Source organism: Catonella sp. (assembly GCF_057250765.1).
In genome coordinates, this window is the sequence record NZ_DBHIEC010000011.1 from 31,886 (window position 1) to 49,272 (window position 17,387).

Sequence of the window (17,387 nt, forward strand, 5' to 3'; positions counted from 1 at the left end):
ATCCCCTATCGGGGTTTTCTTCTTTCATTCTTATTAAATTATCCCTAATCAATGACGTATTATATGTTTTCATCCCCTATCGGGGTTTTCTTCTTTCATTCCCTGCCATCTGGAACCTTTTATAATAGCCACTTCTAAAGGCAGATTGCGTGCGAAACAAATTTATCACCTCTTTTCAATGATAACACATTGCAAAACAGCCTACAACTCCCTTGCAATGTGCATCGTGTTAAAACTAATCAACTATCCTACATAATCCCATCTGGCAAAGATTTCCCAAATAATATGTACACTTCAATGTATGCGGTGATACTCCCAGCACTTCATCATCTTTATTAGCAGATGGTTTGTATTTCTGAGTAAATACTTCATTTAAAATTCCACTTACAACCTTTGTTGCATTATCCTCATTAAATAAAGAATATGTCACTGTTTTAGATACATAACCACTGCCACCACCAAGATAAAAAGCATTCTTCTCCTCTATAATCTGAGGAAAGTTTTTGAACTTGGTAATATATTCATCTTTATAATTTTTATAAAACATATTTATATCAGCTTTTATATCTTCTAAGTCAAATCTTTTACCATACATATTTCTCATTATCTTGCTGTCTATGGTAAGTGGCACAGTAACTACCGTTCCGGGCTTTATACATTCCCTAAGTACATTAAGAGATTTCTCATTACCTTTAGTTGAAAGGTCTATTTTCTGACAGATACAGAGTGAATTCTTATCAATAGGAAGGCTGTCACCTACTATTATTCCACGCATAATGTCATTCTGCATGTTTTCAAGTTTAACTCTTTCATCCGTAATTTGGCGATGAAAAACTTTTCCTTTAAGATGATTGTAAGGAAATGACATGTATCTTGCCTTCTTTTCCATTTTCTCTTTAATAACTTCATTTCTATTCAAGTTAAATTCTTTATATTTATTTCTTATATAACAAGATTCTAAGATTGTCCTTATGGCTCCTTTTAGGCTGCTACCAGGTATATACGGATTCCCATAGCCATCTTTTATGAAGGTCTGTATCTCATGTGTATTTTGAAGGCTTAAATTATCACTTCCCATATACTCGCTGTAGGTTATCCAGTCAGAATATTTATCCTCTCCAATTCCTACTTTCTCTAAAAACTGCTTTAATTCCACATTCAATTCCCTGCTTTTATTCTCGGCTATGAAATATTTTTCATATTCTGAATATAAGCCCTTATCAAGAATTTCTTTAAACAGCTTTTTCAAATCTAAAAACGATACAAGATTTTTAGACTTGTCATGAATATATTCTCTTTTACCTACCGTATAACCACTGCCAATATAAACCGGTGTAAGAATTTTTATCTTTAATTCATAATTTATTAAATAATCTTCCATCACTTCACCCCCATAATAAATGGTTTGGCATATCTGTAAACCGGATGAGTACCACCATTTGAGACATCTAAAATGCTTCCCTCAAATTTTTTTTCAAATACAAAGCCTGCTGCCATACAGTATTTGTCTTTCTTTTTTCTGAGAGTTTCACTATAAGTTTCTGAAGAGACAAAGCCGCTTCTTTTTATAATCAGGTAATCAGCAGTCAATAGTACATCCTCAAGCTCATCATCATTAGGTAGTGAGATAGATAAAGACATATATTTTTTGTAAGTTGTACTTTCCAGTCTTTTAACAAAGGTTTCAGTTGCAGGCACAATCTCCAGTTCAAACTTACCATAACCAGCCGAAATCTTTCCGCCTACTCCTGAATACGAAAGCGATGTAAATATCTCTTTTACAAAGTCTTCTAACTCGCCATTATCAACTCCCACGCATACATATAACCCACTTTTCTCACCATATACAAAGGTATCAACTACATAGGGATTGGCATCCTCCCCTATATTAATCTTCGCTTTACCAACCAGATTATGCCTTCCAATATTGTTAAAAAAGTATTCATTCTCTTCCTTAACATCAAGTCTACCTGAAAGATAATCATCCATTTTTTCTATAGGTATGTATTCGAGCTTCTTTGCTGCTTTTTTTACCATACGGTCGCTTTCTGTACTAATATCAAGCTCTAGCATAGGTTTAGGAACATAGTATCTGTCTTCTATAAAAGGCAGACCATCTGTAAATTTTATTTGGTTTCTTCTGCAGGCTTCTACAAGCTTATCAAACTTATCTTTCCCAAACTTTAATGCTTCTTTACAAAGTGCCGAGAAAACAGTATCTGCATAAAGAGTATACTTTCCTCTTGCAAGTGCACCTGCTCCTATATGCACACCCATTAAAAATTTTAGTTTATAAAAACTATATTTCATTATTCTTCACCCTTTAATATTTTAACTGCTTTTTCCAGTTTATCATCAGCTATCTGCCCTGTTACACATTTTACTTCAAGTTCTTCAAATCTAATCTTTCCATAGCCTCTTGAACCGTGACCACCGATATAATCATATTCAAGCAGTCTCATTCCATCTTTTAAGATCTTTATATCCTCTTCAAATTCAGCTTCATTTTCGAGATTATAAATGATATTAAGCTTATATCTTGTTCCTCTTATGGCTCTTTCTATCTGCCTTGGATTTGCAATAGCTGTCAACCTGTTTATGGTATTTTCAAATTTTACTTCGGTTACTGACACTCCGATTTCCTTAAGCTCCTTAGCATTATCAAACATTAAATCCGAGAATATAAGTCTGCTGGCATGTATTCTACCATCTTTATCTTTTCTCGAGGAACCGAAAAGTCTTTTGATTCTTATATCATCTTCATTGCAATCCTTTACCATTCCATTATTATATTGTTTGGCTAAAAGGCTTCTAAGTTTTCCCTTGAGACTGCTGCCGGGTATTATCGGGTTATCCGACATCTTGTCCCTAATTACAGGTGAATCTACAGCTCCGATTGCTGAAAACTGATCATTACCACCTATATGTAAGCCTGTCACTGCTTCAACTATTCCTGATATTTCAATTTTTGCAAACATAATTCCCCTCCTATTTATCATTACCTTTATATTTACGATATGCTACCAAAGCCTCTACATAGTGACAAAATATGATAAGTTGTGACTTACTATCTTCTACTTCATCAAGTGCTGCTTTCAATTTTGACTCTTCTACAAATTCTTTTACCACTGGTTCTCTTCCTTCCTCATACACTATATGAAGCTTTAAATACTGCAGTCTGCTTTTCATCTCTGTATCTAATTTTTCGTCTCTCATCCTGCTGGCATCACTATAAATTTCCGAGACCATAGATAATATTTTTCTTAGTTTAGTTGTTGTTATTTTAGGGGAATGAAACAACCTCCCTGTCTTTTTATCTTTACAGAGATTGTCAATAACCTTTTCAGCTTCTTTAAGATAATTCTCATTCGTTAGTATCATTCTTCTTCTCCTCTCACTAAATATGCATAAATATATATTGCCATTATCAACTGCCTGTTATCTTCATCATCCTGCATCCATTCATACAGTTTTTTTGAAAACTTGGCATATAATTCCTTTTCTTCCTCATCTGCCTCACTTTTAGGCTCCATTCTTGCCAGGGTATAGGCTAGTCTGGCAAGGTTTATCTTCTCTGACTTGTTTCTAAGTAGTTCAAGAACATTATAGAGGAAGCTCCTCCCTCTCTCTGTTGTTGTTTCAAAAAACTCATTTATCAGCTTGAACTTTTCTTCCAAAACCTTGCCTATAAAATCATCCCAACCAAATGCAAACTCCCTATCAAATAAGGTCACAGCATTTTTTCCATCTACATTTTTAGAGCAATCTTCAAGCCTACCTACCTCATCTGCTATATAGGAAATAGGGTATTTATCAGGATATATACCTATTCCTGCTGATATGGTAAGCTTGTCCTGTGTATATTTTTTAATTGCCCTATGCAAATCTACTGAGAATTCAATAATATCTTTCCAAGCTCCTACTATAAACAAATCATCCCCGCCTGAATATATTATAGATGCTCTTCTCTTCCTATCATTCCTTTCAGATGTAAGAAAATACTCACCATTTGCTAAAATATGGTTTATATGGTATTTGAAAAATAAGGATAGTTTTCTTGAAAAAGCAGCACTTCTTGAAAATGTCTGTCTTTCTTCACTAAATCCTCCTACAAAAGCCTGTCCGAGATTATCGACATCCGCCCTTAACACGCCCAGCCTTTTTATTCCACTTCCTTTATCTACAAGCTCACCTAAGGTCTTTTCACTACTGTAATCTCCTATCCAAAGTTTACCGGATTTAAATGGTTCTAAACTTCTGAGATTTTTACTAAATCTTCTTATCAGTACACTTTCACTTTGAAGTTTGCCTGCCTCTTCATTTGTAGCAGGTGCTAAATATTCATTTTCAAATATCTTCATAGACCATTCTGTGTCTTTACCGGTAATGCAGAAAACATCTTTGTCCAATATTCCTTTAGATAATCTTATAAGTCCATTACAAACCCTGCAAACTCCATCAGGATCTACCCTATCTGAACGATGGCAGATTCTGCATTCTCTTGTATCATCCTTTAATGCTCTGTTATTCAAAGTTTGTATCTGTTCATAACTGTATCTTTTTCTCTTTTTGCCGGACAAAGTGTGGGATACATTGATAAACATTTGCTTATATGAGCCTGCCGGTTTATTCTGCAAGTATAGTGGTGAGCAGGCTTCATATCCCATTGCAAGATATAAATCTATATCAAAAGTTTCACAAAGCCATTTATTCATTCTCACTTCTATCTCATCTAAATATTTCTTTACATTATCAGTATTTGGCAGAATGAGATAGGCGTGTCCGCCTCCTGAATATAAGAGGTTTGCCCTTGAAAGCTCCAGATTAGTCAAAATCTCATCTATAAAATTTTCCAATAATATTTCCAAATAAAAGCTTCTTGCTCTTAAGTTTTTCAGAGCATCCTTAATATCATATTGTTTGTATATGAACTGCTGAATTCCCGAAAAATCCATACTTTGAAGCAAAAATATATTCTTATCTTCAAATTCCTCTATGGAACTAATTAGTTCACTTTTATAATCTTTTATCCCTTTTTCTTCTAAATAATGATATATGCAACTGCTTATAGCCGTAGTTATCTTTATATGGTCATAAAGCGATATATCAGCTCTTTCTTCATTTGAGTATGAAGATGGAAGATATGATAAGTATATTTCAAAAGTTTCTAACAGATAGTTCAAATATTCTCTTTTGTAATCTATTATACCTATCTTCTGTTGTAACTCTTGCTTTATGTTATCTAACTTTTCTACAATATCCTCTGTACAGTTCTCCACCGGATAATTTATAGCACTATTCTTTAATATTATCTCAGGGTTATATACCTTGTTTTGATTATTTTTATTTAAGGTATTGAATATACTCTTTAGAGGTGTAAACTCTAACTTACCACTTTCTTCCACCCCTCTCTCAGCTGCAGTAGCAATCTTATCTGCTGCATATATGACATAGGCTAAGCTATCATCTTCCAGCTCCAAATTGTCAAAATCTATTTCATGATGGCATTTTATTCCATTTTCTAATTCACTATCTTTAATATTAAGCGATTTTATTAAAGCTTCGTATGAAGTATCCGGAATAAATAATACTTTATTGATATCATGAAACAGAGCTGCAAGTATTACTTTATTGTGTTTCTCTGACATCTAGCATTTCTCCTTTCCCTTATTTATCTTCGTTTCTATTCCTCCCATACCCATTCCTGTCTTTATTCCAACCCCTGAATAAGCTCCAAATCTTAACAATAGGTAGGCTAAATTAGCCATTTGCATAGGACCATTTATCTTCAAAACAATCCTTCCTGTAAATGCAGGTATCTTATTAGTATTTACAAAAAAAGAAGTACTTTTTATATTATAAGATACTATTTCTACATTTTCTTCAAAGTGTTTTAAAAGCTCTTCATCAAAAATTACATTCTGGCTTGATGAGGCATCATATTTCATCATAAGGCTTTGAAATATCAATTTTATGTTGGGAAAAAACTGATATCTGTTATTCTGTTTAAAAGCAGTTGGTGTTAAAAACCTAGTCTCAATATATCGACTATCATTTTTGAAGTAACATTCTTTAAACAATTCATCATATGTTATAACAGAATATTCTTTATTTATTATATTCAAATCCTCTTCCAACTTATTTATATGAACGCTTTTTACATCATCTTCCAATAATCTTTTTACAATGAACTTTTCTGCTTCTTCATCAAGTACATTTATTGTCCACCTCAGCTTTTCATCCAATATCGTTACAAATTGGCTATAGGGGTGATATCCTGAATTATGCATCTTTTCTGCAAAGTCTCCATCAATCAATTCCATAAGATACCCTTGAAAAGCTGTAGATAAGCTGTAATTATATGGTATCTCTTTATTGTTCTCTAACTCTATAACTAATTTCCCCAGCATTATTTCCTCCATCTCCTTGCTAATCTTTATATAGTTCAAAAGCCTCTAAATAAGTGTTTTTAAATTTCCCCCTCAATTCAAGTGGCGAGATAATTTCAGCCTCTTTACCAAACTTCAAAAAATAAAATTCAATTTGCATACAATTACAGTTAAATATGTATATGTCTTCATCAATAATCTCTCTAAACAGAGGTCTAAGATGAAGAATTCTATTATACATATCCTTACCTCTATCGGTAAGTCTGATTTTCACTTCAGAAGCTACTCCTGTCATAAATTGAATACCTTTTTCACTCAAATCTCTTTCTATAGACTTTTTGTTCTCCAATGTTAATGAAGAGTTCTCTTTTAAACAAGTTATCTTTTTAATGTAGTTAACTCTACATGATACATTTTCTTTGCTATCCTTATCATAGCCAACTAAGTAGTAATACATTTGCTGACGATCAGCACTCAATTTATATGGTCTAATTCTTTTAGTTTTACCCCAAACAAAATCAATTTTCAATATTTTTTTATCTCTGATAGCATTATTAATGAGTTCAAAATTATCCTTATATACTATCGCTTCCCTTTCTTTATAGCTAAGCCTTGAGTATTCTTCTAATAATGCGTTTACATAAGCACCGATAGAATTATCATAGTAATCACTATCTAATGATATTTGCGTAAGATATTCGGAATTTTCTTTGTTTAACCTTACTTTATATGTATTACCTTTTTTATCATTAAACTTAACTATATTTTCTATATAATGCTCAACCAAAGTATTCACTATGCTCTTGTATTCCTTTGAATCAATATTGATATCTTTTTTACAGAGTACTTCCTCTATCTCTGCTCTGTATGCCTCAGAAGAAGTACTTATAGTTGATTTTGCTTCATCCTTGAAATTCTTTATGATTATATTAATTAATGTTGATCTCTTATCTTTTCCAAAGGTAACCATATCAGTCTCAATTATATAATTTGCAAAATCACTAAGGTTAATACTTATTCTTTGGTCTTCATTTATAAAAAAAGGCATAAACCTCCTCCTTTGTAATATATGCACAAAAAGTATCAGATAACTACATTTTCTATTATACAATAAAGCAGAGAAAAATAATATAGTTATCTGATACTTTTATTTAAATTTATATTTATTTAGCAAGTACCCTCGCTGCGTTTTGACCTCCGCCAAGGCCAAGTCTTACATATTTGATGGACACATTTGGATGTCCCTTCTCATCTAAGCCATAGAAATGGTATCCTGCCACCATTTCTACATGGTATATATTCTTATACCGGCCATTTTTTTCTCCAGAATAAAACACCAAATCCCCCGGCATCAGCTTAAGCCCTTCCAGGTTCTTCTCGTTCATTCCACCCTTTATGTACTGTTTCTTGCTGTCATAATGTCTGCATAGCTCAGCTGCTGTAGGTGCGTACTTCGCCCCTGCAAGATTGTGACCGAACTTGTTGTATGCCCTCCAAACCAAGGAACTGCAGTCATAGTAGCCTTTTTGCATCCTCTTAGGCTGGCTGTATTCGCTTTTTTCCAAGTAATCAATTGCCCATTTAACTGCTTTTTTCTTGATTTCAGGTACAACTGAGACAAGGAAAGCAATCTTGGTTCCGTCTACTTTAGCTGTAATTACTGCATTTCCCTCTTTTAAGCCCTTTATCCTGCCGTCCTTATCCACTACTGCAATATCCGGCTTTGCAGACTTCCAGTTAAGTTCCACTCCTTTTAAGCCCTTAGCCGATATCTTCTCACTTTTTCCCTTAGCTACAATGTAATAGTTTTCATCCAGACCTATGCTTTTGATATTTACTTTTATTTCAAACACCTTTTCATTAATGGTAAGCTTCAAAGTCGTTCTCCCTGCTGAACTTGTAGAGATTGTTAGAACATTGTCAACCAAATCAGTATAAAAATACATATCTTTATTTGAGCTTACTGCTGAAACATCTGCATTTTCATCCTGATTTAAGAGTGTTTCACTATTTACCTTAATCTTAAACTCAGCATTTTCTATCCAACCGCCATAATCGACAACCACCTTGCTTAGAGATGTCTTATCCAGGGTAACATTAGTCATATCAATCTTTGAAGCATTGTCAGTCTCATCTTTAGCCTCATCTTCTTCTACAGGCTGATTCTCTCCTTCCTGCTTCTCCTCTGGTTGGTTATCAGACTGATTTTCAAAGAATTGTTTCCAGTAATTTGTCCAAAAATTGTAGTCATAATTGCTATTCGTATTACTATCTTCGTCCTCATCGCCACCATCATAGTCTTCACTATACTCATAATCATCTTCTGCAAACGCTGAAATAGGGGTATAAAAAAGATAGCCTAACAGACAGATGTTTACTATCAGGCTAAAGATAATATATTTATGTTTCATTTAATTCTACCTCTCTTCCTTGAGACTTTTTATAATCCATTATATTTTAAAACTAACCTCTCCCCAGCTAGGCTGGAGAGAGGATGTAATTACATCTTATTTTTTAATCTTAAATTAAAGCTTAGGACCTGCTGCAACAAGTGCCTTACCAGCCTCGTTGTTCTCATACTTAGCAAAGTTCTTGATGAATCTTCCAGCAAGGTCTTTTGCCTTCTCATCCCACTCAGATGCGTTTGCATAAGTATCTCTAGGATCAAGGATGTGTGTATCAACACCTGGAAGCTCTGTAGGAACTTCAAAATCAAAGTAAGGAATCTTCTTTGTAGGAGCCTTGTTTACATCACCATTAAGGATGGCATCGATGATACCACGGGTATCCTTAATAGAAATTCTCTTGCCTGTTCCGTTCCAGCCTGTATTTACAAGGTAAGCCTTAGCTCCGCTCTTCTTCATCTTCTTTACAAGCTCTTCAGCATACTTTGTTGGGTGGAGCTCAAGGAAAGCCTGTCCAAAGCAAGCTGAGAAAGTAGGTGTAGGCTCTGTGATACCACGCTCTGTACCTGCAAGCTTAGCAGTAAATCCTGAAAGGAAGTAGTACTGTGTCTGCTCAGGTGTAAGTATAGATACTGGAGGAAGTACTCCAAAAGCATCAGCTGAAAGGAAGATAACATTCTCTGCATCAGGAGCTGCTGATACAGGGCGTACAATCTTCTCAATGTGGTCGATAGGATAAGATACACGAGTATTCTCTGTTGTGCTTCCATCCTTAAAATCAATCTTACCGTTTGCATCTACGGTTACGTTCTCAAGAAGAGCATCCCTCTTGATTGCGTTGTAGATATCAGGCTCAGACTCTTTATCAAGGTCGATAACCTTAGCGTAGCAGCCACCCTCGAAGTTAAATACTCCGTTGTCATCCCAGCCGTGCTCATCATCACCGATAAGGAGACGCTTAGGATCTGTTGAAAGTGTGGTCTTACCTGTTCCTGAAAGACCAAAGAAGATAGCTGTATGCTTTCCGTCCATATCTGTGTTTGCAGAGCAGTGCATTGAAGCCATACCCTTAAGTGGAAGATAGTAGTTCATCATAGAGAACATACCCTTCTTCATCTCTCCGCCGTACCAGGTATTGAGAATAACCTGCTCGCGGCTTGTAATGTTAAATACTACTGCTGTCTCAGAGTTAAGACCTAACTCCTTATAGTTCTCAACCTTAGCCTTTGAAGCATTGTAAACGATGAAATCAGGCTTGAAGTTCTCAAGCTCTTCAGCAGTTGGCTGAATGAACATGTTTGTTACAAAGTGAGCCTGCCAAGCAACCTCAACGATGAAACGAACTGCCATTCTTGTATCTTTGTTAGCACCACAGAATGCATCAACTACGAAAAGACGCTTGTTAGAAAGCTCTTCCTGAGCAAGCTTCTTAACTACATCCCAAGCTTCCTTTGAAGCAGGGTGGTTGTCATTCTTATACTCAGGTGTTGTCCACCATACAGTATCCTTAGAATTCTCATCCATTACGATGAACTTATCCTGAGGAGAACGACCTGTGTAAATACCTGTCATTACGTTAACAGCGCCAAGCTCTGTTACCTGTCCCTTTTCAAAACCTGTAAGGGTTTCCTTGGTCTCTTCTTTGAAGAGCTCATCATAAGAAGGGTTGTGAACGATCTCTGTTGTTCCTGTAATGCCGTACTGTGTTAAATCAATCTTTGCCATTCTGTTGTACCTCTTTCTTTGTATTATATTGTTCTTTTATGCTTACAAACCATTCCCTGCTTTAGCCTTATTTACAGTTAATTTAAAATAAATAAGACTTAAAGAGCGAATAATTTGAAATCAAACGAGAAATTTTTAAAACTTTCCCTAGTGTGATTATACACCAAAGGCAGTAAAAAATCATCAAACTAATCGGCAATATTTTTGACAAAATTTTTGCAGTAATTGAGGTTTTTATTGGATATTTTTTCAGTTGTTTTATTTATCATTTAACCGTTTCAATATTTTCTCATATACTTTATCGGCTTTTTCTGCGTAAGTAATTAGTTTCTCTGCCTTTGCCCTGATTTCTGCCGCTGTCTTTTCATCCTTCATAAGCTTCACATTGACCACTACATTCAGATAAGCTGATTTTAGGGCTGCTTCAGCAAACTTAGCACCAACTCCCACATCGCTTACCACAAGTATGCTTGTTTTATCCGAAAAAACGATAAGAATATCAATTACCTCTTTAATAGCCTCCATCATCTTAAGAGGAGGAGTTACCGCACTTACAAGAGCTTTTTCTATGAGCGCTTCATCCCTTGGTTTTACCTTATAGGCTTTGTTTATCTCTCCAAAGCCTGTAGCGTCCTCTTCTATAAGCTCAAGGAGGCGGAGTCTAAGCTTTTCTGCTTTTTTAAGGTTAGCATTTAGCTCTTCGGTATATTCTGCATACTTTTCCTTACCTAGAGTAAGGTTTGCCGCCATTGCACCAAGAGACACAGAAAGGGCTCCTACAAGGGCAGATGCTCCTCCGCCTCCCGGTACAGCCTCCTTGCTAAATAGCTTTTCCGAAAATTCATTTAGACTTAAATCACGCATTTTTAGCCACAACCTCTCCTTTTTTCTTGTATATACTGCTTTCAGGAACTACTCCTCTCACCATCGAAAGAGGGTAGACGTTAGAATTTCTTCCAATTACTGTTCCGGGATTAAGTACGCTGTTGCAGCCTATTTCTGCGTAGTCGCCGAGGAAGGCTCCTACCTTTTTGAGTCCTGTTGCAATACTATCTGCCTCTGACTTAATGACTACATTTGTCTTATCAGCCTTCACATTGCTTGTAATGGAGCCTGCTCCCATGTGAGAATGATAGCCTAGAATGGAGTCTCCCACATAGTTGTAATGTGGTACCTGAACATCATCAAATATTATCACATTTTTAAGTTCAACAGAGTTACCTACCACACAGCCATTGCCAACCAAAGCACTTCCTCTTATGAAGGCACAATGCCTTACCTCTGTGTCTTCGCCTATGATACAAGGTCCACCTAGAAAGGCTGTAGGAGCAACTTTTGCAGACTTAGCCACCCACACATTCTCACCTCTTTTTTCATAAACACTGCTATCAAGACTTTCTCCCAGTCTTATTATTAGCTCACTTATTCCTTCTAGAGCTTCAAACGGATAGGTAAAGGAGTCCAAATAGTCTGACGCCATAGTTTTAGTAAGGTCAAAAAGTTCGGTGATTTTTATATTCTCCATATAAACTCCCTTCTATTTCTTTTTTTGTAGTATAAAGCTCTTCTTTCCCGTAAGTTTATATAATTCATTCGCTGTATCATAGCTTACCGACCTATATCCCGAAATGCTGTCCGTTAGATAAATAAGCTCCTTCTTCCTATCATATCCGGATATAACCATTGTATGGCTTGGAAATACGTACGGTACCCCTCTTACTTTGGCAATATGAGGTTCTTTATTGTCTATGGTAAGCCAGACTATAACAGGATTATCATTTAATACTTCCTCTTCCAGAAGTTTCTTAAGTGTTTTCCCGGTAGTGTCTACTGCAACATATTTTTTGGAATTTTTCTTCTTTAAGTACTTATTCACAGCCTTAACCAAAACCGGTGGATTGGCAAGATAACCCTGATGTTTTTTATTTGAAGGGTCACCCAGATAGTATTTATCAAATAAATTTTTAATCTTAGTGACTCTCTTATCCCACAAATTTATCATATCCAGATATTTTGATATGAATTCCGATTCTTTTATCTTAAACCCAAAATGCTTTAAGACCGCTACAGAAGCATAGCTTTCACAGCCCTCAGGATAATCGGGACTTTGATAACTAAGAGGTACATCCAGTTTATTTTTATGATTCTTAAAAAAATCTACTTTTAATATACCTTCGGTTATCTCATCATTTGATTTTACGCTATATTTATATCTTCCGTTCTTTGATACCACAATTTTAAATTTTCTCTTACCTTTACCTGTCTTATCAGGCTCTATCTTCTTGCCGTTAAATATCAGTGAACTGTCAACATCATCAGATTGCATCCTAAGTACTACCTTAGTTCCTGCAAAAACTTTTTTCTTAGGAATACCTCTGAATACAACTCCGGACTTTGATTCATTATCAGATTCTAATGAGCTTATTTCAAAATATCCATCATATTTCAAATTGTTACGAGAACTAATATAATAATTATATTTTTTATTCTTAAGCCCCGCAAGTTCAAATTCAACCTTCAGCTCATTTTGTTTCTCCAAGGGAAGTGTAAAATCAAGGTCTTCGATATATAAGACATCTGCGAGCGCAAGCTCTTCCACCCCGTTTACCACTTCATCTCCAAGGTTAAAGTCCAAAATAAACTTAGCTGTATTTTTAGACTTGCTGTTTTTCCTGATAAGCTTTATGCTAGTATAAGCGGTCTCACTTGGTCTTATATCCCTTATGTCCTTGTCGTCTATCAGGTTTTCTTCCTTGTCCTCTTTTACTATTTCTTCTTTAGTAGCTTTATTGTCTTCTTTACTTTCTTCGCTTATTTCGTCTTTAAGCTGCTCATTTTCAGTCAGACTTTCTCCGGCACCGTATTCAGTATCCGGATATATTTCAGCTGCAAGTAAATCTACACTGTTAAAATAACTGCCTTCGGCAATAGTAATAAACATAAAGATAATAATTGTAAAAATAACCTTCGTTAAGTTCTTTATCATATCCTGCCCCTCTATTGTCACCCAAATTACGCACAAAACTACTTGCGAATACCGCAATCAAGCCATATGTCTTATCTTGCGGCAATTTGGACTCATGATAATTTTAGTTATTTTGCAATTTCTTTATTGTTTCAAGCCTGTTACCCAGTTCTCTACTCAGGTCTTTAACTTTTATATTATCAATGTACTTTCTTACATAGGTATTAAGTGTTTCTTCGTATTTATCAGTGCTTATCTCTCCGGCTTCAACTCCCGACAGCCCCTTTTCCCAGCTGGCTGTCATTTCAGGATTTAACATGGCAGGAATAGCCATATCGGCAACCTCATACACCATTTCCCCAAAAAGCATAGGTGTAAGTATCTGTGTCTTTTTATTTAGCCCAAGATAACCTATTTTTACCAGCTTTTCAATGATGCCTGCCCTTGTAGCAGAAGTACCTATACCCGCTCCCTTTATGGTAGCCCTAAGCTCCTCATCTTCTATGAGCTGACCTGCATTCTCCATTGCAAGTATCATAGAGCCTGAGGTATAACGCTTTGGCGGTGTTGTCTTTCCTTCTTTAGTTTCAAGCTTATTGACGGAAAGAGGACTTCCCTTTGTAAGTGATGATAGTAGATTTAATAAAGCCTCGTTATCTGACACCTCATCAGCTGCATCCCCTGTATCAGAGCTCTCGTCCTTCTTATCCTTTTCTTTAGACGGAAAACCCAATACTTCGAGGTAGCCTTTTTCTTTAAGTACCTTCACATAAGAATAGAATTCCTCGGTAAAATCTCCTTCTTTATGCTTAATCCCGGTCACAAGACTGACTTTGTCATAAACTGCAGGAGGATAGAAAATTGCTAAAAACCTCCTAACTATTATATCGTAAATTTTCTGGTTTAATTCACTCTGCTTAGCAATTTCTTTTAGGTTCCCTGTAGGAATGATGGCATAGTGGTCAGTTACCTTCTTGTCATCCACATACTGCGTCTTTTCAAGTCCCTTGTACAGTCCTTCATCCCTTATTTTAAGCACAAATTCACTTACAGGCTTATAAGCATAGAGCCCACTTAGATTCTTGGTTATCTCACCTGCTACCGCCTTTGTTATCACCCTTGCATCAGTTCTTGGATATGTGGTAAGCTTCCCTTCATATAGCTCCTGAACTGCTTTAAGAGTGGCATCAGGGCTTATATGGAATCTCTTGGTACATTCTGCCTGAAGTTCAGCCAGATTAAATAACAGAGGGGCCTTCTTCTTCTCACTGGTCTTGTCCTTCTTCAAAACTTTAGCTGTAGAATAATCCAGCTCAGATATAAGCTTTGTAGCATCTTCTTTATTCTTAAATCCCTTTTCATTGTAAAGCAGAGGGCTTTCAAAGTATTTACTTGCCTTGCCTGACTTCCATTCTCCTGCAAAGCTTGCTCCCTCAGCCCCAAAGCTTCCTGATATCTTGTAGAAGTTCGTCTGAACGAAGTTCCTTATTTCTCTTTCCCTGCGTACCACCATACCAAGTACACAGGTCATAACCCTGCCTATGGCTATGGCAGAGTACTTCTTAGTACCTGCTTTGTTGTTTAAGAGGGAGCCATACTTGACTGATAAGGCTCTTGAGAAATTGATGCCCATGGCATAGTCTTCTATTCCCCTCATAATACCTGCACCAGCCAGATTGTCATAAGCGGAAATAGGCTTTGCTTCTCTCATACCACGCTTTATCTCATCCTCGGTAAAGGAGTCTATCCATACTCTTCTTTCTTCGATTCCCTTCCTTACCCCGCCGTAGTTTCTTATAAGCCTAATGATGACCTCTCCCTCACGCCCACTGTCGCCTGCATAGAGGATGGTGTCTACTTCTGTAGAATTCATAAGTCTATGAACCACATCATACTGCTTTTTTACATTAGGAATAACATCATATTTGTAGGTCTGAGGAAGAAAAGGCAGGTCTTCCAACTTCCATTTTTTGTACTTTTCATCGTATTTTTCGGGATAACTCATCTCTATCAGATGCCCTACACACCAGGTAATTATGTATTCACCACCCGAGTATGCTCCCTGCCCCCTCTTTGGGACTCCGAGTATCTCTGCATATTCTCCTGCTACCGATGGTTTCTCAGTTATAATCAGCGTTTTTCCCATTATATTATATCCATTAACTCCCTTACATTACTTACCGGTAATACCTTAAAAGGCAGGTCCTTTGTATAGTTTACCTTCGGTATGATGACGAGGTTCTCACCAAACTTGGCTATTTCTTCAAGTCTTAGTCTCGCAAGATTTACCCCTCTTACCTCTCCTGTAAGTCCTACCTCTCCAAAGGCTATAATCTTTCCCTTACTTTCTCTGTTTCTATAGCTTGATATAAGGGCAGCCACTATAGCAAGGTCAAGAGCAGGCTCATTTATCTTAAGCCCTCCTGCGACATTTACATAGGCATCACAGTTACCAAGGTTAAGCCCTAGTCTCTTTTCAAGTACCGCTATTAAGATATTTACCCTGTTATAATCTGCTCCCGCTGTGGTTCTCTTTGGAAAGTTAAAATTGGTCTGGCAGACGAGGGCCTGTACTTCAACAAGTATCGGCCTGCTGCCCTCCATAGTGCAGGCAACCACAGAGCCCGGCGCATTTTCAGGCATGCCCTTTAGCATATATTCTGAAGGATTGGCTACCTCCCTGAGTCCGCTCTGCCCCATGTCAAAGACTCCCACTTCATTGGTCGAGCCAAAGCGGTTCTTGACTGCACGAAGTATTCTGTATGAAGCCACATCTTCCCCTTCAAAATAAAGCACGGTATCTACCATGTGTTCAAGGGTCCTAGGTCCTGCTACAGTACCCTCCTTGGTTACATGCCCTACTATGAAGATGGATACTCCAAGGCCCTTTGATATGCGAAGCAGGGTAGAGGTTACCTCCCTTACCTGAGATATGCTGCCCGCAGCAGAATCAGCCTTAGATGAATACATAGTCTGAATCGAATCCACTATGACAATATCAGGCTTACCGTTTTCTATGGCTGTCTCTATCTTTTCTATGTCTGTCTCACAATAAAGGAGCATGTCAGAAGATTGTCTGCCAAGCCTCTCGCTTCTTATGGCAATCTGCCTCTCAGACTCCTCTCCCGATACATAAAGTACGGATACGTTTTTGTCAGCAAGCTTTGCGCACATCTGCAAAAGCAGGGTGGACTTACCTATGCCGGGATCTCCTCCTACAAGTACAAGGGAGCCCTTCACTATACCGCCTCCAAGTACCCTGTCAAGCTCTGATATTCCCGTAGTTACACGCTCATCACTCTCAAGTGATACATCCTTTATCTTAATCGGCAAAGAGGCAGCCACGCCCGGTTTCAGGCTGCTGCCTCCTTTCTTTAGGGCCGGAGCTTCCGAAAAAGCGTTCCAAGCCTTGCAGACAGGGCACTGGCCGAGCCACTTAGCTGACTCATAGCCACATTCCCCGCAAAAAAATACTGTTTTACTCTTTGCCATTATGCCTCTTTTACAACTACCTTCTTAGCAGTATCTTCTTTTGTTTCTACATTTATAGTAAGCTTACCGCCAAGGTTTGTTTTAATCCTGCCTGAGTTTACACCGTCAATCTCAATCTCATATTCCTTTTCTTCTCCAAGCTCAAGGGTAATCTGTGCATCAGACTCGCCCTCAACAAGAAAGCTTACGCCGTTTTCACTACGCTTGTAGTTAAAAACCGCAGTACCCGGAACTGATTCGTAGGCAAAAAGCCCGTTTCTTTCAAGCTTGGTTATCTCCTTGAAAGTCTTAATCTTATATACATCTCCTTCAAATGAGAAGCCTTCAAGCTTTGCCTTACTGCCAAGCTTATAGTTGCCAAAATCAATGCCTTCATTTGATTTGCGGATTAGTTCTTCTACTATTGCCATT

15 protein-coding genes and 1 CRISPR repeat array (1 of these 16 cut by a window edge) are annotated in these 17,387 nt (G+C 37.0%); all 15 genes read right to left on the reverse strand.

Annotation, left to right across the window (positions count from 1 at the left end):
• A CRISPR array of direct repeats spans positions 1 to 101; the repeat unit is 36 nt; unit sequence GTTTTCATCCCCTATCGGGGTTTTCTTCTTTCATTC; it begins 948 nt to the left of the window's first position.
• A gap of 134 nt (positions 102 to 235) precedes the next feature.
• Positions 236 to 1,381, reverse strand: coding sequence for a type III-A CRISPR-associated RAMP protein Csm5 (gene csm5 / locus ACO6HM_RS07150; protein ID WP_485390405.1), 1,146 nt, complete (start codon positions 1,379 to 1,381; stop codon positions 236 to 238).
• Complete coding sequence (gene csm4 / locus ACO6HM_RS07155; protein ID WP_485390406.1) at positions 1,381 to 2,310, reverse strand: type III-A CRISPR-associated RAMP protein Csm4; 930 nt, start codon at positions 2,308 to 2,310, stop codon at positions 1,381 to 1,383. Before csm4 ends, csm5 begins: the two co-directional genes overlap by 1 nt.
• Entirely contained in the window at positions 2,310 to 2,978 is a 669-nt protein-coding gene (gene csm3, locus ACO6HM_RS07160) for a type III-A CRISPR-associated RAMP protein Csm3 (protein WP_485390407.1), read from the reverse strand. Before csm3 ends, csm4 begins: the two co-directional genes overlap by 1 nt.
• 10 nt (positions 2,979 to 2,988) lie before the next feature.
• A complete protein-coding gene (gene csm2, locus ACO6HM_RS07165; RefSeq protein ID WP_485390408.1) occupies positions 2,989 to 3,381 on the reverse strand; it encodes a type III-A CRISPR-associated protein Csm2 in 393 nt (130 codons plus the stop codon).
• Complete coding sequence (gene cas10 / locus ACO6HM_RS07170; RefSeq protein WP_485390409.1) at positions 3,378 to 5,648, reverse strand: type III-A CRISPR-associated protein Cas10/Csm1; 2,271 nt, start codon at positions 5,646 to 5,648, stop codon at positions 3,378 to 3,380. The genes csm2 and cas10 overlap by 4 nt, the downstream gene beginning before the upstream one ends.
• Positions 5,649 to 6,410: a CRISPR-associated endoribonuclease Cas6 gene (gene cas6, locus ACO6HM_RS07175; protein WP_485390410.1), complete on the reverse strand. Its 762-nt coding sequence runs from the start codon at positions 6,408 to 6,410 to the stop codon at positions 5,649 to 5,651.
• A 19-nt stretch (positions 6,411 to 6,429) separates the two neighbouring features.
• Positions 6,430 to 7,437 carry a WYL domain-containing protein gene (locus ACO6HM_RS07180; RefSeq protein ID WP_485390411.1) on the reverse strand — a complete coding sequence of 336 codons (1,008 nt, stop codon included), beginning with the start codon at positions 7,435 to 7,437 and terminating at the stop codon, positions 6,430 to 6,432.
• Positions 7,438 to 7,552: 115 nt separating this feature from the next.
• Positions 7,553 to 8,800: an Ig-like domain-containing protein gene (locus ACO6HM_RS07185; protein WP_485390412.1), complete on the reverse strand. Its 1,248-nt coding sequence runs from the start codon at positions 8,798 to 8,800 to the stop codon at positions 7,553 to 7,555.
• A 114-nt stretch (positions 8,801 to 8,914) separates the two neighbouring features.
• Complete coding sequence (pckA, locus tag ACO6HM_RS07190; protein WP_485390413.1) at positions 8,915 to 10,519, reverse strand: phosphoenolpyruvate carboxykinase (ATP); 1,605 nt, start codon at positions 10,517 to 10,519, stop codon at positions 8,915 to 8,917.
• A 258-nt stretch (positions 10,520 to 10,777) separates the two neighbouring features.
• Positions 10,778 to 11,383 (reverse strand): cyclodeaminase/cyclohydrolase family protein, encoded by a 606-nt coding sequence (locus ACO6HM_RS07195; protein ID WP_485390414.1) that lies wholly within the window; start codon positions 11,381 to 11,383, stop codon positions 10,778 to 10,780.
• Complete coding sequence (locus ACO6HM_RS07200) at positions 11,376 to 12,044, reverse strand: acyltransferase (RefSeq protein WP_485390415.1); 669 nt, start codon at positions 12,042 to 12,044, stop codon at positions 11,376 to 11,378. Before ACO6HM_RS07200 ends, ACO6HM_RS07195 begins: the two co-directional genes overlap by 8 nt.
• A gap of 12 nt (positions 12,045 to 12,056) precedes the next feature.
• A complete protein-coding gene (locus ACO6HM_RS07205) occupies positions 12,057 to 13,505 on the reverse strand; it encodes a C39 family peptidase (RefSeq protein ID WP_485390416.1) in 1,449 nt (482 codons plus the stop codon).
• A 103-nt stretch (positions 13,506 to 13,608) separates the two neighbouring features.
• Positions 13,609 to 15,630: a DNA topoisomerase gene (locus ACO6HM_RS07210; protein ID WP_485390417.1), complete on the reverse strand. Its 2,022-nt coding sequence runs from the start codon at positions 15,628 to 15,630 to the stop codon at positions 13,609 to 13,611.
• The gene (gene radA, locus ACO6HM_RS07215) at positions 15,630 to 16,976 is read right to left on the reverse strand and encodes a DNA repair protein RadA (RefSeq protein WP_485390418.1); all 1,347 of its coding nucleotides are present in this window, start codon (positions 16,974 to 16,976) and stop codon (positions 15,630 to 15,632) included. The genes ACO6HM_RS07210 and radA overlap by 1 nt, the downstream gene beginning before the upstream one ends.
• A complete protein-coding gene (locus ACO6HM_RS07220; protein ID WP_208429388.1) occupies positions 16,976 to 17,386 on the reverse strand; it encodes an endosialidase in 411 nt (136 codons plus the stop codon). Before ACO6HM_RS07220 ends, radA begins: the two co-directional genes overlap by 1 nt.
• Between the last annotated feature and the right edge of the window lies 1 nt (position 17,387).